Annotated in this window: 23 protein-coding genes and 1 tRNA gene; 12 read left to right on the forward strand and 12 right to left on the reverse strand. The window is 56.5% G+C overall.

Going from position 1 to position 22,957, the window contains the following annotated elements:
• Positions 1 to 300: 300 nt before the first annotated feature.
• Positions 301 to 942: a TetR family transcriptional regulator C-terminal domain-containing protein gene (locus IEI95_RS13395; protein WP_156535421.1), complete on the forward strand. Its 642-nt coding sequence runs from the start codon at positions 301 to 303 to the stop codon at positions 940 to 942.
• 13 nt (positions 943 to 955) lie between these two features.
• Here IEI95_RS13395 and IEI95_RS13400 read toward each other — a convergent pair whose 3' ends face one another.
• The 4 genes from IEI95_RS13400 to IEI95_RS13415 form a co-directional block, all read right to left on the reverse strand.
• Complete coding sequence (locus tag IEI95_RS13400) at positions 956 to 1,921, reverse strand: DMT family transporter (RefSeq protein ID WP_194416556.1); 966 nt, start codon at positions 1,919 to 1,921, stop codon at positions 956 to 958.
• A 126-nt stretch (positions 1,922 to 2,047) separates the two neighbouring features.
• Positions 2,048 to 4,780, reverse strand: coding sequence for a putative bifunctional diguanylate cyclase/phosphodiesterase (locus tag IEI95_RS13405; protein WP_156535425.1), 2,733 nt, complete (start codon positions 4,778 to 4,780; stop codon positions 2,048 to 2,050).
• A 954-nt stretch (positions 4,781 to 5,734) separates the two neighbouring features.
• Positions 5,735 to 7,048 carry an NAD-dependent dihydropyrimidine dehydrogenase subunit PreA gene (gene preA / locus IEI95_RS13410; protein ID WP_156535427.1) on the reverse strand — a complete coding sequence of 438 codons (1,314 nt, stop codon included), beginning with the start codon at positions 7,046 to 7,048 and terminating at the stop codon, positions 5,735 to 5,737.
• Between the two features lie 17 nt (positions 7,049 to 7,065).
• Positions 7,066 to 8,427, reverse strand: a complete 1,362-nt coding sequence (locus IEI95_RS13415) for an NAD(P)-dependent oxidoreductase (RefSeq protein ID WP_194416557.1) — start codon at positions 8,425 to 8,427, stop codon at positions 7,066 to 7,068.
• Positions 8,428 to 8,713: 286 nt separating this feature from the next.
• On the opposite strand from IEI95_RS13415, the gene IEI95_RS13420 reads away from it, so the two are divergent.
• Both IEI95_RS13420 and IEI95_RS13425 read left to right on the forward strand, forming a co-directional pair.
• Positions 8,714 to 9,118, forward strand: a complete 405-nt coding sequence (locus IEI95_RS13420) for a DUF2325 domain-containing protein (RefSeq protein ID WP_015916881.1) — start codon at positions 8,714 to 8,716, stop codon at positions 9,116 to 9,118.
• Between the two features lie 12 nt (positions 9,119 to 9,130).
• Positions 9,131 to 9,409, forward strand: a complete 279-nt coding sequence (locus IEI95_RS13425; protein ID WP_194416558.1) for a hypothetical protein — start codon at positions 9,131 to 9,133, stop codon at positions 9,407 to 9,409.
• Here the strand turns inward: IEI95_RS13425 and IEI95_RS13430 are convergent, their stop codons facing one another.
• From IEI95_RS13430 to IEI95_RS13445, 4 genes are all read right to left on the reverse strand, one after another.
• A complete protein-coding gene (locus IEI95_RS13430; protein ID WP_156535434.1) occupies positions 9,410 to 9,775 on the reverse strand; it encodes a DUF423 domain-containing protein in 366 nt (121 codons plus the stop codon). It abuts the gene before it with no gap.
• Between the two features lie 4 nt (positions 9,776 to 9,779).
• Positions 9,780 to 10,172, reverse strand: coding sequence for a globin domain-containing protein (locus tag IEI95_RS13435; protein ID WP_194416559.1), 393 nt, complete (start codon positions 10,170 to 10,172; stop codon positions 9,780 to 9,782).
• A 397-nt stretch (positions 10,173 to 10,569) separates the two neighbouring features.
• A complete protein-coding gene (locus tag IEI95_RS13440) occupies positions 10,570 to 10,812 on the reverse strand; it encodes a hypothetical protein (protein WP_071204907.1) in 243 nt (80 codons plus the stop codon).
• A 193-nt stretch (positions 10,813 to 11,005) separates the two neighbouring features.
• Positions 11,006 to 11,647 carry a hypothetical protein gene (locus IEI95_RS13445; RefSeq protein WP_071204906.1) on the reverse strand — a complete coding sequence of 214 codons (642 nt, stop codon included), beginning with the start codon at positions 11,645 to 11,647 and terminating at the stop codon, positions 11,006 to 11,008.
• Between the two features lie 337 nt (positions 11,648 to 11,984).
• Here IEI95_RS13445 and IEI95_RS13450 point away from each other — a divergent pair, with 337 nt between their 5' ends.
• Positions 11,985 to 12,551, forward strand: coding sequence for a recombinase family protein (locus IEI95_RS13450; RefSeq protein ID WP_015916876.1), 567 nt, complete (start codon positions 11,985 to 11,987; stop codon positions 12,549 to 12,551).
• 78 nt (positions 12,552 to 12,629) lie between these two features.
• On the opposite strand, the gene IEI95_RS13455 is transcribed toward IEI95_RS13450, so the two are convergent.
• Positions 12,630 to 13,559 (reverse strand): alpha/beta hydrolase family protein, encoded by a 930-nt coding sequence (locus IEI95_RS13455; RefSeq protein WP_194416560.1) that lies wholly within the window; start codon positions 13,557 to 13,559, stop codon positions 12,630 to 12,632.
• Positions 13,560 to 13,831: 272 nt separating this feature from the next.
• Here IEI95_RS13455 and IEI95_RS13460 point away from each other — a divergent pair, with 272 nt between their 5' ends.
• The 4 genes from IEI95_RS13460 (at position 13,832) to IEI95_RS13475 (ending at position 17,482) form a co-directional block, all read left to right on the forward strand.
• Complete coding sequence (locus IEI95_RS13460; RefSeq protein ID WP_071204904.1) at positions 13,832 to 14,203, forward strand: hypothetical protein; 372 nt, start codon at positions 13,832 to 13,834, stop codon at positions 14,201 to 14,203.
• An 83-nt stretch (positions 14,204 to 14,286) separates the two neighbouring features.
• Positions 14,287 to 15,696, forward strand: a complete 1,410-nt coding sequence (locus IEI95_RS13465) for a circularly permuted type 2 ATP-grasp protein (RefSeq protein WP_060718098.1) — start codon at positions 14,287 to 14,289, stop codon at positions 15,694 to 15,696.
• Positions 15,697 to 15,701: 5 nt separating this feature from the next.
• Positions 15,702 to 16,643 (forward strand): alpha-E domain-containing protein, encoded by a 942-nt coding sequence (locus IEI95_RS13470; protein ID WP_041698170.1) that lies wholly within the window; start codon positions 15,702 to 15,704, stop codon positions 16,641 to 16,643.
• Positions 16,644 to 16,657: 14 nt separating this feature from the next.
• A complete protein-coding gene (locus IEI95_RS13475) occupies positions 16,658 to 17,482 on the forward strand; it encodes a transglutaminase family protein (protein ID WP_015916872.1) in 825 nt (274 codons plus the stop codon).
• Between the two features lie 121 nt (positions 17,483 to 17,603).
• Here IEI95_RS13475 and IEI95_RS13480 read toward each other — a convergent pair whose 3' ends face one another.
• A complete protein-coding gene (locus IEI95_RS13480) occupies positions 17,604 to 18,479 on the reverse strand; it encodes a LysR family transcriptional regulator (protein ID WP_194416561.1) in 876 nt (291 codons plus the stop codon).
• Between the two features lie 182 nt (positions 18,480 to 18,661).
• On the opposite strand from IEI95_RS13480, the gene IEI95_RS13485 reads away from it, so the two are divergent.
• Both IEI95_RS13485 and IEI95_RS13490 read left to right on the forward strand, forming a co-directional pair.
• A complete protein-coding gene (locus IEI95_RS13485) occupies positions 18,662 to 19,624 on the forward strand; it encodes a quinone oxidoreductase family protein (protein ID WP_156535442.1) in 963 nt (320 codons plus the stop codon).
• A gap of 91 nt (positions 19,625 to 19,715) precedes the next feature.
• Positions 19,716 to 20,183 (forward strand): hypothetical protein, encoded by a 468-nt coding sequence (locus tag IEI95_RS13490; RefSeq protein WP_156535444.1) that lies wholly within the window; start codon positions 19,716 to 19,718, stop codon positions 20,181 to 20,183.
• Positions 20,184 to 20,338: 155 nt separating this feature from the next.
• On the opposite strand, the gene IEI95_RS13495 is transcribed toward IEI95_RS13490, so the two are convergent.
• Entirely contained in the window at positions 20,339 to 20,812 is a 474-nt protein-coding gene (locus IEI95_RS13495) for a MarR family winged helix-turn-helix transcriptional regulator (protein WP_015916868.1), read from the reverse strand.
• Between the two features lie 294 nt (positions 20,813 to 21,106).
• Here IEI95_RS13495 and IEI95_RS13500 point away from each other — a divergent pair.
• Positions 21,107 to 21,183, forward strand: a tRNA-Arg gene (locus IEI95_RS13500).
• Positions 21,184 to 21,326: 143 nt separating this feature from the next.
• Positions 21,327 to 22,649, forward strand: coding sequence for a tyrosine-type recombinase/integrase (locus tag IEI95_RS13505; RefSeq protein ID WP_194416562.1), 1,323 nt, complete (start codon positions 21,327 to 21,329; stop codon positions 22,647 to 22,649).
• Here IEI95_RS13505 and IEI95_RS13510 read toward each other — a convergent pair.
• The gene (locus tag IEI95_RS13510; RefSeq protein WP_156535449.1) at positions 22,613 to 22,837 is read right to left on the reverse strand and encodes a hypothetical protein; all 225 of its coding nucleotides are present in this window, start codon (positions 22,835 to 22,837) and stop codon (positions 22,613 to 22,615) included. The genes IEI95_RS13505 and IEI95_RS13510 overlap by 37 nt on opposite strands.
• Positions 22,838 to 22,957 lie beyond the last annotated feature (120 nt).

Genomic DNA, 22,957 nt, shown 5'->3' on the forward strand with positions numbered 1-22,957 from the left:
CTTATCAATCCTAATTTGTGCAGGGATTTCGATGCCCATCGAAAACCGCTGTTCCCATCATTGTTAGCTCTTGTTATTTTTGAGCCTTTGTTTCGGTCTCAACCATTGCCTTTCTGAGGGCAGTGATTGATATTTGACCGATTGGTAAACATTACAACTTCCGGCGTCGCACTCAAGCCGAAAAACGCGAAAAATTCGGTCAAAGCTTTCGCCTATTTTTTTGAGGCGCGTCTGGTTGCTTCCGGGGCAGGGTTGGAAGCAGCAAGGCGCAGGCAGGCATGGGGAAGACAGGGAGAGAGCATGGCGATTGCCAGGGCATCAAGGACGCAGAGGCGGACGCGGATTCAGGAGGAAAAGGAGGAGGTCATCCTGCAGGCGGCGCTGGACGTGTTTTCCATGCGCGGCTTTCGCGGCTCGACCATCGACCAGATCGCCGAGGTGGCGGGCATGTCGAAACCCAACCTGCTCTATTATTTCCGCACCAAGGAGGCGATGCACCGGCTGCTGATGGACCGGCTGCTGGAGACGTGGCTGGAGCCGCTGCGCGCCTTTGATGCCGAGGGCGATCCGCAGGAGGAAATCCGCAGCTATCTCCGCCGCAAGCTGGAAATGGCCCGTGATTTTCCGCGCGAAAGCCGGTTGTTTGCCAATGAAGTGCTCCAGGGTGCACCCATTATCGAGGATGTGCTGAAAGGGCCGTTGAAAGATCTGGTCGATGAGAAGGCCGGGGTCATTCGCAGCTGGATCATGGCGGGCAAGCTTGTCGCCTGCGACCCCTATCACCTGATTTTTTCGATCTGGTCCACCACCCAGCATTATGCCGATTTCGACGTGCAGGTGCGCGCCGTGCTGGGCGCGGGGTCGGCGGAAGACGAGCGGTTCGAGAATGCCGCAAGGTTTCTGGAAGGGCTTTTCCTGCGCGGTCTACAGCCGGGAATTTGAAGGTAGGACGGTATCAGTCTGGCAAAATGGCCATGGCGAGAAGTCCGGCGGCGGTGATTAGCGCCCCGGCAAATACGGCCATCGGTGCCCAGCCATGGCCCATGGCGCCTTCCAGCAGAATGATGAAGCTCGGCGTCAGGTAGCTATAGGCCAGCACTTTGGGGGCGGGCAGGCGTTGCGAGGCATATTGCAGCAGAAGGAAGGTAATCAGCGTCGTCACGACAGCCAGATAGAGCACCAGACCCCAGCCAAGCCAGGAGATCGAGGCATAATCGAGGGCGATCAGCCGGGGCAGGCCCGGCACCAGAATGAAGGCCAGCGTCCCCACCGCCGACCAGAACATGAAGATCAGCGCCGGTTCGTTCTCGTTGAATTTGCGCAGTAGCGGCACGTAAATCGCATGCGCGGTGACGCCGACGAGGTAGATCAGCTCGCCCTTACCGATGTCGAAATGGATCAGCGCCTGCACATCGCCGCGAAAGATCACCCAGATCGCGCCGATGGCGGCAATCACCAGGCTGACCATCACCCGGCCACGGGTTTTCTGGCGCATCAATAGCCAGGCGAAGCCTGCGCTCATCAGCGGCATCATCGTGAAGATCGCCCCGGTCGCCACAGGGGCGGTAAATTGCAGGGCGATGAACATGCTGATCATATAGGTGGCCATCAGCGCGCCGATAATCACGAAGCGCACCGGGCGACGTGGCGCTTTGAGCGGATAGCGCTTAATGCGGAAGCACAGGAAAGCTGTGATGGCGATGGTGACGATATAGCGTAGCGCCTGGACCGCAATCGGATCGATCATGTGGGTCGCCATGCCACCGAAGGAAAAGGAGGTGGCGAGCAACACGGCAAACAGCAGAACGGCCAGATGGGCCTTCAGTTTCTCACGGCCACGGGCATGGCTGTTGTGCCTGTCTTTTGCAGTGTCTCTTGCATTGTCTTTTTCAGGCACAGGGGAAATCGTCGATGCTGTCACGGAATGGTCTTTGTGCAATTATAGGTGGATGGCGGCCACGCATGTCACGCCAAGGCTTTCTATACGATGCAGGGCAAAGCGAGGCGACCCCTTTTTCGTTCAAAAGTAAGGCATTTCAAAAAAGCATCAGAGCGCGATGGCATCTTGTTTGCGGTCGAGAGATCGGCGCTTCAAAAGCGCGAACAGGTCGTCGCCGTTCATGGGGCGTGCCAGGCCATAGCCCTGCAAGGTATGACAGCCGAGATCCCGCAGAATGTCGGCGTGCTGCATGGTTTCCACACCTTCGGCAATGATTTCGATGCCAAGCGATCGGCCGATTTCAACAATCGAGCCGATCAGCCGTCGCTGTTGCTTGCTCTCGATGATCGGCAGGGTCAATTGCCTGTCGATTTTCAGCCGTCGGGGTGAGAGTTTCAAAAGGCTGAGGATCGAGGAATATCCGGTGCCGAAATCGTCGATCTCGATATCGATGCCGAGGATTTTGATCTGGCTGATGGCGGTTGCCGCGGCTTCCGCCTTGTCGTCGAAGGAGATCGATTCCAGCAATTCGAAGGCAAGGCCGCCGGCGGGAAGCGGTGTATCGCGTAGATGGGCGACAAGCCCATCGTCGAACAATCTTTGGGCAGAGATATTAACGGAGACATGCGGCGTATCCAGTCCGTGCTCCTGCCAGCGCCGGGCCTCGGCAAGCGATTGTTCGAGAATGCTGTTGTCGATGGCGGCCACGACATTCAGGCTTTCGGCCACCGACAGGAAGGCAATCGGCGGCAACAGGCCAAGCTGCGGATGTTGCCAGCGCGCGAGCGCCTCGACGCCAGTAATCTGCATGGTGTGCGCGTCAAATTGCGGCTGGAAATAGGGAATGAAATCGTGATCGGCCAGCGAGCGCAGAATGGCGTCGGCGGTGCGCTTGGTGGAAAGGGTCGCTTCCTTCAACGTGTCGGAAAAGAATTCCAGCCGGTTCTTTCCGCGCCGTTTTGCCTCGTAAAGCGCGATATCGGCATTGATCAATGCCTGTTCCAGATGCGGGTGGTTATTGCAGGACTGGGCGATGCCGATGCTGGCGCTAACACGGCATTCCTGGCCCTCCCAATGGATCGGCTGGTTGATGGCGTCGATCAGGGTTTCGCCAAGGATGCGGGCTGCGGCCTGGCTGCTCTCATCGTGCTTGACCACCACGAATTCGTCGCCGCCGATGCGCGCGGCAAAATCGCCCGGCGACATATGGGCGTTGATCTGGCTGGCAGCATGGCGCAGCATGGCATCACCCGCCGCGTGGCCCAGCGTGTCGTTGATCTCCTTGAACCTGTCGAGATCGATATGCAGCAGAGCGACAGATTTGCCGTTACCCCTGAGGTCTTCGATCTCTGCCAGATGCCGGTCGAGGAAGCGTCGGTTTGCAAGTCCGGTCAGGGGATCGTGCAGGGACGTATGTTCCATGATCTGCCGGGCGTTTTCCAGTTCCTGGTTCTGGGCCTCGAGCGCGGTTTTGGCATCGTGCAAGGCTTCATGCAGTTTGACATCCGCGGTGATGTTCCAGTTCACGCCAACGATCTTCTTGCGAAAATCGGCATCGCGATAGATCGAGCCGAAGGAGCGGATATGGCGTATCTGGCCGCTGCGATCCAGAATACGGAACTCGGTCGAGTAATTGGAGCCGGTGCGGATGGCCGAGGCCAGAGCGTGAGTGGCACTTTCCCGATCCTCCGGATGGAGACAGTTGCTCCAATCCTCGCGGATTTCAATCGGACGGGACGGATCACAATCGTAGAGCTGGCGCATGCGATTGTCCCAGGTCAGGGCGAGGCTGCCGATATCCATTTCCCACACACCGATTTGCGAGGCATCGAGCGCGATTTGCAATCGTTGTGACAGAGTGCGCAGTTCCCGTTCCTGCTCGTTGAGTTCGGCAATATTGGCCTGCCGTTCCATCAGCAGATGCGCGACCCACAGGAAAGGCGTGATGATTGCCAGCGCCAGGATGAACATTACCAGCTGGCGGAACCAGATTTCGTTGGCAGGTTGTTGCCAGCCACCCTTGGGCGCTGCCGCCAATATCCAGGTCTGTGCGCCGATACTGACCTCCATGCGCACCGCGCTGGCGCCGATCAGTGCGGGATCGCCGAAAAACGCCGTGCTGACTGCGTTCTGCGTATCGGAACCGGCGTAAAGCGCGACATTCAGATCGAGGTCGTAGAGGCCACTTTCGCGAAACAGCCGCTCCACATCGACGGTGCCACGCAGCAGGCCATGGCTGAAGGGCTTATCCTGAGGGGACGTCTGGTCCGGCAAGTCTGGTGACGTGCTGGCCGGTTCGTTCAGGCTCGATGATGCGATGGGGTAAAAGATAACGAGACTATTGCCTGTTGTCGGCAGGTTCATCGGCTCTGTGATGACATAGATATTGCTGTTCTCGGCCTGGACGGCGGCTTTTTGCTCTTGCGGGTTGGCGGTAAAGTCATGCCCAACCTGGTTGAGAATGAACGGATAGGTCAGTCTTGTCCGCATGTCGTAGGAAAGACTGATCGAGCGCAACCGGACAGGCCTGGAGAAAAATCGCCGGCCAATGGCGGAAAACCGGGCCTGACTCATGTCCGGCTCGGTTTCAAGCACGGCAAGCAGGCCCTGAAGCATCTTGATGTCAGCCTTGATATTGCCTTCCAGCCGGGCGCGGACGGGGCTGAGCTTGTCGGAAATCGCGGCCTTCCTGTCTTCCAGATAGGCTTTGCGATTTTGACTTTCGATTGCAAAAATAGTGACGAAAACCGCAGCGCAAACAATCAAAGCGGGCCAGTAGAAGCTGGCAAGCTTCCTGACACTTCCCACAATGTTACCGGCCCAGGCAGAAATGATCATCATCAAACTCTTCAACGTGCAGATATATCGATGTTTCGGTCCTGCTCTTTAGAGTCTGCCAGGCTCCTATGTCACCTGACGGACTTTCGATCTTGTTGTCTTCGCCTCGGATTTTTCCGAGAATCGATCCAAATTCCCGGTCAAATCCTGTCGCCCTTGGTAGAGCGTAAGATTCAGTATTCATTTCGAAGGTTGAACCTAATCGCTTCACCCATTTTGGATGATCTGGATAGACCTCTCTTCTTATTCAAATATACTTATGCAGGCTTGGTCATTTCATTGCAAAGTAATTCTCTAAAATTTCATTTTTGGTGTAAAAAAATGCATTGCAGAAATTTATCTAATTTCCAATTGATCTCATTGATATTTTTTGGATAAAAGAAAATTGCCGAAGAATTTAAATTTATGACTTTATTGAATTTCCTCTCAAATATTCTGGAGTTTTTGAGAGAAATTCTCCAATGATCCATAGATAAAAATAGGTTTGCATGCGGTATAGTCGACGCATTGTGTTGTCATGTTATCTGGATGAAGCGCGCTCCACGATAGGGGTGCAAGGCGCTGTACGGATATTGTCGTCAAGCACGCGATGAAATAATGACTGCATCAGTTCATGAAAAAATTGAGAATTCCTGAATTTTCTCGCCAAGTTTCGCAGTTTGTTTTTAGTTGTATATTTCTAATATTTAAAAAAAGAATGCAATTCACGCCGATCCCTATCATTTTTGTTCGCAACGCTTGGAATGCCCTCACGGTGAGGATGGGTAATCATCTTCGAGCCTTGGTCTTAAAATTTGCCAAGGGAAAAGTGGTCACCGGTTTTCCCGAAATGACAAACCAAAAAACTGAGAATCTGTCTGGTTCAATCTGAACCCGAAAGACTCTCAGTTGCTGCCAATTTAAGGCTTTGAGATACTCACAAACGGAAATCCAACATCACTGCAATGACGGTTGGGCTTATTCCGCTGCCTGCACCGCCATCGGATTATTGGGATGGGTCGTCCAGTTGGCGTATTTGGCATCGACCGGCTTGCCGGTGCGCTGGTCCAGCGTGCCGGGTTCCAGCCCGACCATGGTGATGCAGTTTTCGACCGGACAGACATTGACGCAGAGATTGCAGCCGACGCATTCGTCCTCCATCACCTCGAACTTGCGTGCGCCATCGACAATGCTGGTGATTGCCTGGTGGGACGTGTCCTCGCAGGCGATATGACAGCGGCCACATTTGATACAGGCATCCTGATCGATCTGCGCCTTGGCGATATAGTTGAGGTTGAGATATTGCCAGTCGGTGACATTGGGAACGGCACGCCCGCAGATGTCATCCAGCGTTGCGTGCCCCTTGGCATCCATCCAGTCGGACAGGCCGGTGATCATTTCCTCAACGATCTTGAAGCCGTAAGTCATGGCGGCGGTGCAGACCTGTACATTGCCCGCGCCGAGTGCCAAAAACTCGGCGGCATCCCGCCAGGTGGTGATGCCGCCGATGCCGGAGATCGGCAGGCCGTAGGTTTCCGGGTCGCGGGCGATTTCCGCCACCATGTTCAGCGCAATCGGCTTAACCGCCGGGCCGCAATAGCCGCCATGGCTGCCCTTGCCGCCAACGCTGGGGTTGGGGGCAAAGCTGTCGAGATCGACCGAGACGATGGAATTGATGGTGTTGATCAGCGACACCGCGTCAGTGCCGCCCGCTTTCGCGGCGCGGGCCGGTTTGCGGATGTCGGTGATATTAGGCGTCAGCTTGGTAATGACGGGCATGCGGCTATATTGCTTGCACCAGCGCACCACCATTTCGATATATTCCGGCACCTGACCGACGGCGGCCCCCATGCCGCGTTCCGACATGCCGTGCGGACAGCCGAAATTCAGCTCGATGCCGTCAGCGCCGGTTTCTTCGACCAGCGGCAGGATCGCCCTCCACTCTTCCTCCTCGCAGGGCACCATGATTGAGGCGATCAGGGCGCGGTCCGGCCAGTTCATCTTGACCATCTTCATTTCCTGAAGATTGACCTGCAAGGGCCGGTCAGTGATCAGCTCGATATTATTGAGACCCAGCAGGCGGCGGTCTGCCCCCCAGATGGCACCGTAGCGGGGGCCATTGACATTGACGACCGGCGGGCCTTCCGAGCCGAGGGTTTTCCACACCACGCCGCCCCAGCCCGCCTTGAAGGCGCGCTCGACATTATAGGCCTTGTCGGTTGGCGGCGCAGAGGCCAGCCAGAAAGGGTTGGGTGATTTGATGCCGACGAAATTATTTCTGATATCAGCCATGGTTCAATCCCTCCGGCTCAGGCGACGGCGCTGACGCCGGAGGCGTCCGCAGCAAGCGTCAGGTTGATGCTTTCAGCCGCGTCGCGGCCCATGGCAACGGCAGAGACCGTCAGGTCCTGGCCGCCGAAGGCGCAGTCACCGCCCGCCCAGACACCGGCAAGCGAGGTGCGCCCTTCTGCATCCACGGCGATCTTGCCGCCTTGCATGGCAAGGCTGTCCTGGCCTTCCGGGTCAAGCTTCTGGCCGATGGCGACGAGGATCTGGTCGGCCTTGATCTCGGTGATGTGGCCGGTGCCTTTCATCAGCCCGTTTTCCAGATGGGTATATTCGAAGCTGATCGAGGCGACATGGCCGCCGTGATGCGCGACCTCTTTCGGCTGGAGCCAATGGCGGATCTGCACGCCCTTGGAGGCGGCAAGATCCTGCTCATAATCCGAGGCATTCATATGTTCCTTGCCCCGGCGGTAGCAGATGGTGACGTTTTCCGCACCCAGCAGCTTGGCCTGCACGCCCGCATCGATGGCGGTCATGCCGCCGCCGATCACGACGACATCGCGTCCGACAGGTACATCGCTCTTGGCGTCTGCCTGGCGCAGATGAGCAATGAACTCCACCGCATCCATGACGCCATTGGTATCGGCACCGGGAATGGTCAGCATGTTGACATTGCCAAGGCCGGTGCCGAGAAACACCGCATCGAACTTGGCCTTGAGGTCGGCGAGGGTAAAGTCGCGGCCCAGCATCTGGCCATGCAGCACGTCGATATTGCCGATGGACAGGATGTAATCCACTTCTGCCTGGGCATAGTCATCGGGGGTCTTGTAGGCGGCGATGCCATATTCGTTCAGCCCGCCTGCCTTGGGGCGGGTGTCGTAGATGGTGACGGAATGGCCATGCATGGCAAGCCGATGCGCGCAGGCCAGACCGGCTGGACCGGCACCGACCACGGCAATGGTCTTTCCGGTTGAGGCAGCGGCTGTGTAGAACTGGTGGCCATTCTCTATGGCCAGATCTGTCGCATAACGCTGCAAGCGACCGATTTCCACCGGGCGCTCTTCGGCGGTGTTGCGCACGCAGGCCTCTTCGCAGAGCTGTTCGGTGGGACAGACGCGGGCGCACATGCCGCCAAGGATGTTCTGATCGAAAATCGTCTTGGCCGAGCCGGTTGGATTACCGGTCGAGATCTGCCGGATGAACAGCGGTATGTCGATTGAGGTCGGACAGGCCGTCATGCAGGGCGCGTCATAACAGAAATAGCAGCGGTCAGACGCGACAAGCGCTTCATGGTCGCCCAGGCGCGGATGCAGATCTGAGAAGTTTTTTACATAATCGGCAGCGTCAAGCCGCCCGGCCTTCAGGCCCGGTTCCAGTTTTCGCATCGCAGTTCCCTCTTTTTTGTTCGAAGCGATTGGAAAAATCGTAACGCAAGATAAAAAATTTATCAAACGGTAAAAATTGGAATATCCCGCATTGCGGAAAATCTTTCAAATAATTGATATTTAACGATTTTATCCAGATTTTGATGCCGAACCTCGACCGTCATGCCCTTCGATAAAACATGAGGAAAATCCTCCACTATATACTTTACTCTTTTACTCATGTTTTGTAGGGTGGTTACACATACAAGGATGGCAAGACGCCGCCGCCACACACAGGAGACGGTCCATGGCAAAACACAATGCGCCGAAAAAGAAGAAGCAGACGGATAAGCGGGCTGTAACGGCTGCCCCGGTTGATGACAAAGGCGGTCAGGCAGATATCAAGAGCTTCCTCTATGTCGGCGGACGCGATTGCCAGGTGGCGCATCTGCGCCAGATCGCCACGAATTTCGGTGCCGAGCTGATCCATCACGATGGCGGATTGCGGGAAGCCGTTTCGCGCATCGACACTGTGCTGCCTTCGGTGGACTGCGTGTTCTGCCCGATCGACTGTATCAGCCATGATGCGTGTCTGCGGGTGAAGAGTGGCTGCAAGAAATTCGGCAAGACCTTCATTCCGCTGCGCAACGGCTCGAAATCCAGCCTGGAACGGGCGCTTCAGACGCTGAACGACCGCTCTGACAGCAATTGAGGAACATATTTCATGCATGACGGCAATGACGGCACCCTGATGATCGAGCTGCACAAGCTTGGCGATCAGGCGGGGGAGGGACTGATCGGCGCTCTCTTTGAGCGGCAGCAGGATGGCCGGGAGCGGCAGGCGGCGATGGCAGAGATCATCCGGCTGCCGGGCCTGCATGAGCGACCCGTTTCGCGCACCCAGCATTTGGCTCAAGGGTTGCGGCGGGACGCGGTTTCAGCCGAGGTCATCGATTTTCCACCGCCGCAATGGCACCGCAACGCGGCACGGCGCAACAGCTGATCAGGTGCGCGGCAAAAATGCGCCGAGCGCCAACAGCGCCCAACCGACCATCATCGCAATACCACCGGTCGGGGCCGCCATGGGAAACAGGCTCTGGCCAGTCCATTGCTTGACCGCGAGATCACCGGCAAATAGCAGCACGCCAAGGCCGATCACCAGGCCGGATAGCGTGGCGGTGCGAATCCTGTCACCGGCCAGATAAAGCCCCAGCAAGGCGGGAGCATGGGTGAGCGCAATCGAGGAGGCGGGGCCAAGCAGATTGCCAGCCCCCGTCACATGCGCCGCCGCTGCCGCCAGCCCGACGCCACAGGCGCCGAACAGGCCGGACAAGATCAGCAGGAGAGGTCTCAATGCGCGCAGGCTCATGCTGCTATTCCTTGTTCTGCATGTGATGGGCAAGCTTTTCGATGGGTGTCCAGATGATCTCGCGCAGCTTCTCATGGGCAATGGTCTCGTCCATGGCGCGGCGAAAACACAATAGCCACTCATCCCGCTCCAACGGTCCGATTTCCGCGACAAAGTGCCGACGCCGCAGCATGGGATGACCACGTTTTTGCATATAAACCGGCGGCCCGCCGAGATAGCCGGTGATGTAATCGTAAAACTTCTCTTCGCTCTCGGTGAGATCAGCCGGATGGATCGCCCGGCACCGCGCCGCCTCTGGTAGCGTGTCCATCAACTGGTAAAACCGCGCCACCAAAGCCTTCACCGTGGCATCACCGCCGATGGCTTCATAGAGTGTGATGGTTTTTTCGTCGCTCACGTCCTGCCCTCGACTATTCCTCACGTCTTTTGCCGGGTTTGGCGGCGGGAGGCAACGGGTGAGGGGAGGATGTGGCGATGAGGCGCAGGGCTTGGCCGTTATCTGCTCGGGTGATAGAAATGGCGGCGTGTGTGCGTGGGTGATCGACGTTTGCAGAAAGCCGCCGCAAATATGGAGCGTCAGCACGGCGTTGGTCATAAAAAGGCATTTTCAGATTGGCATGATCCAATCTTTCTTCCGCATACCGGTGGTGGATGGCAAACGGTCGTTCTGTTACAGGCGGGGTTGTGTGGTTCGGCGGCTATTACCGCCGAACCTTGCTCGGCCGGCACATCTACGAATGAGCGACTGGTTCGTCCGTACGCCTGTGGATCAGGCGCGGGCTGGTCCTCCTCGGCTATCCGACGATTGGGACATTGGTGATTTCCAAGCCGGCCCCATTAGCCGAAACGACATACAAGATATTGTCCTGCGGGTTTTGGATGGTGGTCGGCCTGAAGCCATTGGCCGTGATCGTGACGGATTCGGGAGAGATACCCGTTGCGTCAGGCTCGAGGGCAACGGCTGCCGGTGGCGCGGCAGTTGCAACGGCATTGACGATGACATTGGCGAGACTCTCGTCTCTTTGGACATGGATCATAATGACTCCTGAGGAATGAGTGGCGGAGTGCGGACGCTTGCGTCCGGCGGCTTCCGGAATGCGTTGAAGCAGGGCAGTGAATATTGTGATCAACCGGCGGCCAGCACTCTAGGGTGGGGATGCTGACCGCCGACGCTCAGCCGCAAAGGAGAGCCTTGGTGGGGAAGGCGGCCTTTGCGGAGCGTGTCTGGGATCACACCTGACCGAAGATGCCGTGGATCGGATCGTATTTCAGGGCGATGTCGGTGACGCTGCCGCCGAACTTGGCGACGCTTGGGGTGCCAGCGATTTCGGTGATGATCGTCTGGCTTTCGAACTCGGCCTGCAACCAGACGTAGACATAGGTGAAGGGCGTCATGCGGATCGACTGGGTGGCAAGCACGGTCTGGGCCGATATCGGCTTGCGCTCATGCAGCTTCTTGTTAACCAGGGCGTCCTGAGCGAGACCGAAGGTCAGGGACGAATAGCGGTCGTAGTCCATGTTGTTGATCGCGGCAAAAGTGCCGGTGTTGACAGCAAGCGCGCTGTTGTTTTTCCGGAATGGGCCGAAGATGTTGTTGTTGGTGAATTCGTAATAGCCGCCATCCAGCGCCGGGCCTGGCGATACTTCGCTCAGTTTATTGATAGAAACGCCATGTTCAACGCTGTCGGTCGAAGCATAAATCCAGTAGTTTTCTTCCCATTCGATGGTTGTGACCTGAAAGGGGTCGATATCGACCCAGATCACGTTTGGAGCGCCATTGCCGACCGGCTTGGCAATCGCCACCCGCTGCCCTGCGTCCTTGATCAGGCTCAAAACATCGGTATCGAATTCGAGAGACAGAGAATATTGCATATTTTCTAAATCCTTGGTTGGTGGTCATGTGATGCTCTCGGACGTTTTCTCCGTCTCGAAAGCGTTCCCATTTGCAATCCGATACATAAAAAATACAACCCAGGGATATTTTAACATTATATACAACCAAATAGAGAATTGTTTGCGTTCTACTTGTAATGCTCAATTCTCCGCTGTTGCTTGCCAGAAAAAAAACACCAAAAATGAGCACCTTAAGGTCGTTTTTTGTGTTGAACGCGCCCATTAGTTGTGCTTAAAAGGGAACCGTTATGATACACTTATTGTTGATCTGAACTTTGAGACTTTAAAAATCATCTTTTATGAGTGTTTTTGCCTGATGCGTATTGGTTATGCTCGCGTCTCCACCAGTGATCAAAATCTTGATCTTCAACTCCAGGCGTTGGCGCAGGTGGGATGTGAGAGGATTTTTTCGGATCAGGGGCTCTCCGGCGCCACGCGGCAAAGGCCGGGTTTGATGGAGGCGCTTGCTGCGCTCAAGTCAGGCGATACGCTGGTGATCTGGCGCCTTGACCGATTGGGGCGCTCTTTGTCGCATCTGATCGAGATGGTCACGGAACTTGGAGAGCGGAAAATTGGCCTCTATTCCGTCAACGAATGTATCGATACGGCTTCAGCTGGCGGCGTTCTGATTTTCCACATCATGGGCGCCCTCGCACAGTTCGAGCGCAGTTTGATTTCCGAGCGGACGCGGGCGGGCATGTCGGCGGCGCGGCAGCGCGGCAGCGCCATAGGGCGGCCCGTCAAGCTGACGACGCAGGATGTGGAGGTGGCGCGTGGTGCCATTCACGGTGGATCTGTCACCGTCCAGGGAGCGGCGCGCGACATGGGCATCAGCCGCGCCACGCTCTATCGCGCACTTAGACGCAAGAGCGCCTTTCAGTGAAGGCGGATGTTGCGGGATGAGCCCGCGGCACAATTTCCTCTTACACCGCTTCCGGTCTATAGACTTGCGCAACAGGCGTCACGCCGCGACCTGGTGGAAGAACTGCATGCTGGCGTCCACCGCATGCGGGATTTCGCTGGTGTGATTGCCTTCCACCTCTTGCGACGAGATGATGGCGTTGGCGGCCCGGGCACGCTTTATCAACAGGGCGGCATTGTCCTCGAAGCTGGTTTCGGTTTCGGCATGCAGCAGTTTCACCGGGCATTTGAAGCTATGGGCATAGCAGACGGCACTGCGCACCTCGAATTCATGCGGGCGGCTGTCGTCAAAGCGAATGTCTTCTGGATAGCGATTGAAAAAACGGAAGGCATTCGGATTGCCTGATATCGGCACGCTGGCGCGGAAGCGATGGGTGCTCATTGCGGCCAGCATGGCCAGCGTGCCGCCAATGCTGTGACCGGCCAGAAATACCCGCTCGCGGTCTACACCGGGCAGATGCGCCAGCCGGTCGGCTGCCGCCAGCACGTCATCCACTTCATCGTAGAAACCGGAGAAAATCCCCATCTGGCCGTTTTCACCGCGCATGGAGGGCATCATCACCACATAGCCAGCGTCCGCATAGCCTTTCAGTGGCTCCCACTGGCCAGCTCCCATGGCATTGCCGCCATGCAGGAACAACACGGCAGGCTTCAGCTTGCGCTCGCGCTTATAGGTGGACACCCAGGCGGCCAGGGTCAGTTCACCGCCACGCCCTGAGCGGTAGAAAATCCGGTTGGCGCCCGCAGGTGCGGTCAAGGGCTCATATTTGTCGGGGGCGGGGCCTTTTTGCAGCAGCCGGGTGCGAAAGCGCTCGCGCATTTTCATATAGTCATGATGCAGTAGGCGCGGCTCAGCGGGAACGTCAAAAGCATGTGCGAAAGACGGTGCGGCCAGTGTGGCTGCAATGCCGCCAAGCAGTCCGCGCCGCGTCAGTATTGCTTGTTTGCCTGACGCGTCGTCATATCCCATGCCGAATTCCTTCATACCATTTATGCCCCTGCCGTTTTCATCCATGCAATGCGCACCTGTCTTTTATATGCCGGACCCGTTACGCAAGTCTTCAAATTCCGCAGCGGCTATGACCTTCACAACCGTTTCTGAATACATCCTGTCTGCGACATGCGCGGGATAGCGTATCGATGTTTCCAGAACACGATTGGTCGTGATTCGAATATTCCTGACGCTAGCGCATAAACGGTCAAACCGGAATCGGTTCAACACGACAATTATGTGCATCTACAATGGCAAATCAGCAGTCCGGCTCTCTGGCTTGGTGGCGATGGCTTATCGTGTCTGTATACAGCTTTTTCGCCAAGACAACTTTTGTTGACCTGAAGATAGAGCAGCCGTTAGCCCGGAAAAGGGGCGGCATCACGACTTTCATCAGGCCTGATTTGAGGCGAGGGCAGCGCGCCGGTCCTTCTATCGTTTTCTCTGTTGCCGGTGGTTTCAACATTCAGACATGGTTGTGGGGAAACCTGAAGAGACTGCTTATAAATCTCGCAGTTGCATCGAATTTATGCGTGCTGTTGCCAGCGCCTGAAGCGAGGTTGGTCACGGCGCTGGCGAACGCCCAGTTTTTTGGCTGTTTTCGCAGGATTTTGGCGGATTGAAATATTTCATTCAAATTGAGCACGCTTCTTGCATTGTAAAAGGCACTGTATTCATATGGCTAAAACAAACGGGGATAGCGCCATTGGCATTTGATGAAATGATTACGGCGGACGGCAGCCCGCGCGGACCGTACCAGAAATATTTCGACTGGTATTCGAGCCAGGACCCCAAGCATCTGATCGCAAAATCGCGGGATGCGGAAACCATCTTCAGAAAGACCGGCATTACATTCGCCGTTTATGGTCACGAGGATTCCTCGGAAAAATTGATTCCCTTCGATCTCATTCCCCGGATCATTTCCGGCCAGGAATGGCGAAAGCTTGCCCAGGGTATCGAGCAGCGCGTTCTGGCGCTGAATGCCTTTCTGGACGACATTTACCATAAGCAGGAAATCATCAAGGCTGGCCGCATCCCCCGCGAGCTGATCGAGAACAATGTCGCCTTCCTGCCGGAAATGATCGGTTTCCGTCCGCCGGGCGGTGTCTATACCCATATCGTCGGCACCGACATCGTGCGTACCGGCGAGGGCGAATTCTATGTGCTGGAGGACAATGCCCGCACGCCGTCCGGTGTCAGCTATATGCTGGAAAACCGCGAAACCATGATGCAGATGTTTCCCGAACTGTTCCAGCTCAACAAGGTACAGCGGGTCGAGGACTATCCTTATCTGCTGCGCCAGTCGCTGGCTTCGCTGGCACCTCCCGGCTGCAAAGGTAAGCCGCGCGTTGCGGTGCTTACGCCGGGCATCTACAATTCCGCCTATTACGAACATTCCTTCCTGGCCGACATGATGGGCGTGGAACTGGTGGAAGGCTCGGACCTGCGCGTCATCGACGGCAAGGTGAAGATGCGCACCACCCGTGGCTATGAAGCGATCGACGTGCTTTATCGCCGCGTCGATGACGATTTCCTCGATCCGCTGACCTTCCGCCCGGATTCGGCACTGGGCGTGCCTGGTATTATGGATGTTTACCGCGCCGGCAATATCACTATCGCCAATGCGCCGGGCACCGGCATTTCCGACGACAAGGCGATCTATTCCTACATGCCTGAAATCGTCGAGTTCTATACCGGCCGCAAGGCGATCCTTGAAAACGTGCCGACCTGGCGCTGTTCGGAGGCCGACAGTCTCGCCTATGTGCTGGAGCATCTGGAAGAACTGGTGGTCAAGGAAGTGCATGGCTCCGGCGGCTACGGCATGTTGGTCGGCCCCACCGCCAGCAAGAAGGAGCGGGCGCTGTTTGCTGAAAAGCTGAAGACCCGCCCCAGCAACTACATTGCCCAGCCGACCCTGTCGCTTTCGACCGTGCCGATTCTGGTCAACAAGGGCATCGCTCCCCGGCATGTCGATCTTCGTCCCTATGTGCTTGTCTCCGACAAGGTGCAGATCATTCCCGGCGGTTTGACCCGCGTGGCCTTGAAGCAGGGTTCGCTGGTGGTCAATTCCAGCCAGGGCGGCGGCACCAAGGATACATGGGTATTGGAGGACTGATGGTCATGCTGGGAAGAACTGCAAACGGCCTCTTCTGGATGTTCCGGTATATCGAGCGGGCTGAAAACATTGCGCGTCTGGTGGATGCGGGGCTGCGCGTCTCGCTGACCCGGTCCGGTGCCACCGACGACGACTGGACTGGCGTGCTGCAAAGTGCCGATGTTCTGGATATTTTCCTGGAAGCGCATCCGAAAGTAACGGCGGCTGATGCCATCGACTTTCTGCTGCGCGACACGGCCAATCCGTCCAGCGTGATGTCGTGCATCGACAGCGCCCGCAACAATGCCCGCATGGTGCGCACCGCGCTGACCCGGGAAACCTGGGAAGCCACCAACGAATGCTGGATCGAGCTGAAACAGCTTCTGGCGCGCAAGCTGAAATCCGCCGACCTGCCGGAAACCATCGATACGGTGAAGCGGCGGGCCGGGCTGATCCGCGGTGCGTTCCACGGTTCCATGCTGCGCAATGAGATCTATAATTTTGCCCGGATCGGTACATTCATCGAGCGGGCGGACAATACCAGCCGCATTCTCGATGTGAAATATTACGTGCTGCTGCCATCGATAAACCAGGTCGGTTCATCGCTGGACAATATCCAGTGGGAATCGATCCTACGCTCGGTGTCTGCGCATCGGTCTTATCGCTGGGTCTATGACGGCGATTATCTTGCCGCCAATATTGCCGATTTCCTGATCCTCAATGGACAGATGCCACGGTCTCTGGCCTATTGCTATGAGAAGATCGTCAGTAATCTTGCCTATATCGGCAAGGAATATGGCGAGCGGCTGCCCGCCCATGAAACAGCCGATAGCATTCGTGCGTCGTTGCGCTCCAGTAACATCACCCGGATCATGGATCAGGGCCTGCACGAGTTTCTCGATAATTTCATTTCCCGCAACAACCGGTTGGGGCATGAGATTAACGAGGGCTACCGATTCTACAGTTGAGCGGGGCACAAGCGATGCGTCTGAAAATCAATCATGTGACGGAATATAGCTATGACGAGCCGGTGCAGTTCTCGCTCCAGCGGCTCAGGCTGACCCCGATCGAAAACCCTGGCCTGCACGTGCTGTCCTGGACGATCGTGGTGGATGGTGCCAATGTCGAGGCCGGGTTCAACGACCAGTTTGGCAATCACACTCATCTGGTGTCCTTTGAAGGGGAAGCCAAGTCCGTGCGAATTGTCGCCTCGGGCGAGGTGAAAACCGAGGATCGCGCTGGCGTGTTTGGCGTTCATACCGGCTATGTGCCGCTTTGGCTTTATCTGCGCGATACGCCGCGCACCAAGGCCGGAAAGCTGGTGCGCGATCTGGTCAAAAGCCTGGCGGGCGATAATGAACTGGCCAGGATGCACGACCTGATGGCCCGTGTGCATGAACAGGTGCGCTATGAGACGGGGACGACCACCACCGAGACGAACGCCGAACAGGCGCTGGAGGCGGGGATCGGCGTGTGCCAGGATCATGCGCATATCATGATCTCGGCCGCCCGGCTGATGAACATGCCAGCCCGTTATATTTCCGGCTATCTGATGATGGAAGGGATCGAAGAGCAGACGGCAACCCATGCCTGGGCCGAAATACACCTTCCATCGCTCGGCTGGGTCGGCTTCGATGCCGCCAATAATGTCTGCCCGGATGCCCGCTATGTGCGGCTTGCCTCTGGCCTGTCCTACGCTGACGCAGCACCGGTTTCCGGCATGCGCATCGGCCTGGCGGGGGAGGACATGTCCGTAACGGTGAGCGTCGCGGAGACCGGTCAAAGCCAGTCGCAGAGCCAGGGGTGAAGGTAGGAGTTGCCGCCGCTTGCGGTGGGAGGCTCTCTTTTCAGCGCCGTGCGTTTTATAAACGTGCGGCGCTGTAATACTTTAAGTTTGCTTGATAATTACCATTCCGGTTTCGAATGTCTCAAGCCTCTGATGCATGTGGCAATTCGAGATCTTGCGTGGCGGTAAGTATGCCGATCAGGAAATCCAGCACGACCCGCACCCGTGGTGCGTGGCGAATATCGTCATGTACCACCATCCATAATTCGCGCCGTGGCGGCGTGAGCTGGCTGGGGCATTTCCTGAGACGGGTATCATTATATCCGAGATAGTCCGGCAACAGCGCCACGCCGAGGCCGGACGCGGCGGCCTGAACCTGGCTCGCGGCATCACTGCATCGCAGCGCAATGGTTCTCGACCCGATATGCTGCATCAACCAGCTCTGTTGCGGCAAAATATCATCCGCCTGAAGATAGGTGATAAATTCCCAGTCATCCTCCGCGATGTCATAGGTGTGGCTTGCGAAAAAGAAGAATGGGATATCGCGGAGTTTGCGGGCGACAAGTCCGTTCGAGAGTGGGCGCGACAATCGTAGTGCAATATCCGCTTCGCGCCGATTGAGATTTGCAAAATCCTTGTCACTCGACATCGTGATTTTGATGTCGGGATACTGGCGATGCAGGGAAACCAGTTTCGGTGCCAGCAAGAGCGATGCCAGACCGGGTGGCGCGGAAATATGCACAGGTCCCGCCAATGCTGCACCGCCGCCTGCCGCCGCCCGTTCGACGCTGGCCATTGCTTCTTCGACGGGTAGTCCCAGGGTCGCCAGCTCATGACCCTCTGCCGTCAGCCTGACTTCTCTCGCCAGCCGCTCCACCAGCTTTATACCGAGATCCACCTCCAATGCCGCAACCCTCCGGCCAACAGTTGTGTGATCGACGTGAAGCAGGCGTGCTGCCCGTGAGAAGCTACCGGTCTTGGCGAGGGTCAGGAAGCATCGATAATCATCCCAGTTCACTTGTGCGTTTCTCCACATGTACTGTGCGTAAGTATGCACTATCGCACATGAGCCTACCAGAGATACCAATGCACAAAGATGCAAATGCACCTCGCCTTGAGATGTCTGAAAATGGAATACCAAAATCCTTGGCAAGAAGCCTTGGTATGACAGCGAGGGTGCGACACACAGGGAGTGAGCCGATGACTTTGGTCATGGAATTTAAATATCCTGGCGCAGCGGATGTTTTGCAGCCAGTTTCTCGTGACATAGTTGCTCTCAAGCCAGGTGAAATTCGCCTGCGGCAGACGGTGGTCGGCGTCAATTATATCGACATCTATCACCGCAGCGGCGCCTATCCTTTGCCCTTGCCGGCGGTGCCGGGCGTGGAAGCCTTGGGCGTGGTTGAAGAGGTGGCCGATGACGTTGCCGATTTCCAGGTTGGCGACCGGGTGGTCTATGCGGGATTGCCAGCTGGCAGCTATGCGGCCAGCAGGATCATTCCGGCCTCCATCGCCGTAAAGCCGCCTGCGGAGCTTGATGACGAGATTCTCGGCGGATCGTTTCTGCGTGGATTGACCGCGTATATGCTGCTTGAAACCGTTGGGCACGTATTGCCGGGGCAGGTGGTTCTGGTTCATGCTGCGGCAGGCGGGCTTGGCCTGATCCTGACGCAATGGGCGAAGAAGAAGGGCGCAAAAGTCATCGGTACCGTTGGATCGCAGGCAAAGGCCGATCTCGCGACACAACACGGCCTCGACCATGCTATCCTTTACAAACAAAGCGATTTTGTCGATGTGACGTTGGGACTGACGAAGGGCCGGGGCGTTGATCTGGTCATCGATGGTGTGGGTGGCGATACCCTTGCAGGAAGCCTGCGCGCCGTGCGTGTTTTCGGACTGGTGGCATCGATCGGGCAAACCGCAGGCGCCTTGCCGCTCATCGATCCCATGAGCCTTGTCAATCGATCGCTCATTCGGGCAAGCATTGTTTCTCTCCTTGCCGATCGGGATGCATACCGGCGAGCAGCTGAAGCGTGGTTCGAGGTGCTGAAAGCTGGCTTCAGCCTGCCGGAAGGCGCGCGCTATTCCTTGGCGCAAGCGGTGCAGGCCCATGCCGACCTGGAGGAAGGACGAACCTCTGGCTCCGTCAGGCTGATCGTTTAGCTTTTACCGCTGTTGTCGTGCCGGCTCTTGGAAACTAATTCCGGTTCTGTCCGTTGTGCTGTAGAGTTCTTGGCAAATAAGGACAGGCGCGATGTTGTTTGGACAATCGATCTTTCAATCCGTCGTCGAGAGGCTTTCCAACGAAGAGGCGGAAAAGGCCGAACGTGAGCGTGGGGCCAATCACTACCGCGTCTCTGGATTGAATACCGGCTTCGTTCAGGAAAACAGCCACGTGCCACAAGCCGCCGCGGCGTGGGCGCAAGAGCAATATCTCGAGCTGATGCCTGATGAGGAAGCTGTTTCCGAGGCAGAACTGGCCGAGGAAGAGGTGGCTCCCCCTGAAATGCCCGCCTACCTCGCGCGTCTTGCGCCGGAGGAAGTCGCGGAGGATCTGGGTATTGCTGATAATGACGAGGCTTCAAGCTTGAAAGCGAAGCGGAGAGCGTTTGCGCAGCTCAATCACCCGGACCTGGTTCATCCGTTATTTGCGGATGCGGCTCATACACGGATGACCATTGCCAATCAACTGATAGACCAGGCCCTGAAGACAAGATCTTGAAAACTCAAGTGCTTGAAAACCCAAGTGTCAGGGAAAAGCTCTTGTTCGTCGGGCCAGGCAGGCGATAGCCGAAATTTTCATGGAAAAAATGAAGCCGCATTTCAATGCGATAACTCAGGTCCGGATATGACACCGGACCTGAGTCTGATTGACCATTACTCAGAAATCGACTTCAGCAATTCAATTAGCTGATCGCGTTTTTCCGATCCGCCAAGCCGACCAATGAATTTTTCCTCATGCTCGCGCCACTTGGGCAAAAGCTCTTCGAGAAATGCCGAACCCTTGGACGTCAGGTGAAGAAAATAGACGCGGCGGTCCGTATCCGAGCGACGTCGCTCGATAAGGCCCTTGTCTTCCAGTCCGTCGACGATCGCGACGAAATTGGCCCGCTGGATCGCCAGCGTCGAGGCGACGTCGCTTTGTTTCATTCCGGAATTACCGGCAATGATCGACAGAACGGAAAAATCAGCTGGCCGGATATCATGACCGCCGAGAACATCCTGAAAGTCCTGCAAAATGGCCAGTTGTGCGCGCCTAACGCGAAAGCCGAGTGAATAGGCTAGCCCGGAATAATCGACAACCCCTTGTCGAACACCGGCGCCCTCACCAATAAAATGTTGATTGCTCATGCCCCTAGACTACAAACCTCCCGTGACCAATGCCCGATCCCACAATCCGGCATGTTCTGACTCTCAATAACAGTTCATCTTTACCCTTCTTAACATATAGGTACAAGATAATTCTTTAATTGAATGATTTCCCCCTGAAACAATATAGGGGTAAAACAGCTGTATCCACAATCTCTTATTTTAGAGGTGTCTTTTTCGGCAGACAGGCTTCTGTGGATCGAACACAAATTCACCATTGATGCCGCCGTCAGACTAGGCTATGTACCGCTTCGCACCACAAGTGCTCATCTGAACGCACCCGTAGCTCAGCTGGATAGAGTGTTGGATTCCGATTCCAAAGGTCACAGGTTCGAATCCTGTCGGGTGCGCCACAAAATCTCATTTTAAATGATTGTCGTGGAAATTTTAATAAGTGAAATCAATCGCTTATGTGATGAGGCGCCGTTAGTCGTTGTCGATTGATCGGATTTTGCGTAACAAACTGCGTAACAATCTGGGAGGCAATGGGTCTTGAATGGCGCGGAACAAATCAGCCTCTGATCGCATCACGCAGCGCGACGGAATTTTTTATTATGTTCGACGTGTGCCGATTGCTCTGGCTCACCTCGATGAAAGAGGAATTGTCCGGCTCAGTCTGCGCACTGATAGCTGGGTGGCGGCTGTGAATGCAGCGGTCGACGCGGAGCGGAACCTTGAGGCTCTTTGGGCGGCGCTGGCGAAGGGTGAAAGCCAGTCGGCCTGGGATCGATACAAGGCGGCGATCAGTCGAGCACAGCTTGAGGGTTTCGTTTATCGCTCGGCCGCAGAGCTGCACGACGGGCCGCTTGTGGATCTGGTAAAGCAATCAAAGGCGGCCGTCGGTCGCGGATCGGATAAGAGTGCGCGTCGAGCGCTGCTTGGGGCTGAGACGCCGCCGGCCGTAACGCTGTCTGATTTGTTCGCTGCCTATGAGCAGGTGACCGTGCCTGGTCAGGTGCAAAAACGAGAAGATCAGAAGAGGCGGTGGAAGGTTGCGCGGGAACAGGCGTGGCGAGAGTTTATCGATTGCGTCGGAGGGGAGGTCGAATTTGCCGATCTAACTCGCAGTCACTCGCGGAAATACAGGGATTGGCTCGCCGCTCGGGTCGTCGGTGGTCACATCACACCCGAAACCGCCAATAAGCACATGATGCTGGTGAGCAGCATCACTTCGACCATGGCGACGGAATACAGCCTGGATCTGCCATCACTTTTTTCCAAGCTGAAGTTGCAATCAATTCAGCGCCGCCGGCCGTCGTTTACGCGCGAACATGTCGAAAAGGTCCTGCTAGGGGCGGGCGCGCTGTCGGGGCTGAATAAGACGGCTCGTATGGCTGTTTATCTTGCCGTGGAAACAGGCATGGGCGCGGAAGAGCTATGCGCCTTGCGGCAAGAAGATATCCGCCTGGATAGCCTTGTGCCGCACGTGCGTCTTACCCCGCGCACCGGGGCGACTTTGAAGACTGAATTTCGTGAGAGAACAATTCCGCTGGTTGGTGTGTCGTTACTGGCGGCAAAGCAGGTTCCGGCCGGGCTCGAACGGTACTTCGACAAAGCCGCCTCGATGTCGACCGCGATCAACAAATATCTGCGGAGCAAAGGGCTTTTGCCGACTGATAAGCACAGCTTGTATTCGCTGCGCCACAGCTTTCAGGACCGGTTAAATGAGGAGAAAGCGCCTGAGCGGATGCAGGCCGACTTGATGGGCCATGCGTTCAGCCGTGAGACCTATGGAGACGGGCATCCCGTCGCGCAGGTGCGCGATGTCCTCGCAGCCATGGCTTATCGTTTCGACCTGGCCGCAATTGACTTATGCTGATTGGCGATCAATTGCCGCGCGCGGCTGATCGTGTCGCGGCGATTGATCCGCGCGGTGATTTCGTTGTCCAGGCGCTCGAAAAGCGGCGCGTAGATTGCCGCTTCTTCATGTTCGCCCTCGTCTTCGCAGGCGGCAATTGCCTCGGCAACGCCTTGGCGTGCGAGCAACAGATCCTCCATTGTGATCATGGAATAATCCCGCTTTGTGCGCGCTCGTTGATAGCATGTTTGAACTTAGCGCGGCTCATTTTCCAAGCTCGCTAAATTCTTCGGCATCTTGCAAGGCTTGTGATCGTCTCCTGCAACCGC

Source organism: Agrobacterium vitis, from assembly GCF_014926405.1.
GTDB lineage: Bacteria > Pseudomonadota > Alphaproteobacteria > Rhizobiales > Rhizobiaceae > Allorhizobium > Allorhizobium vitis_H.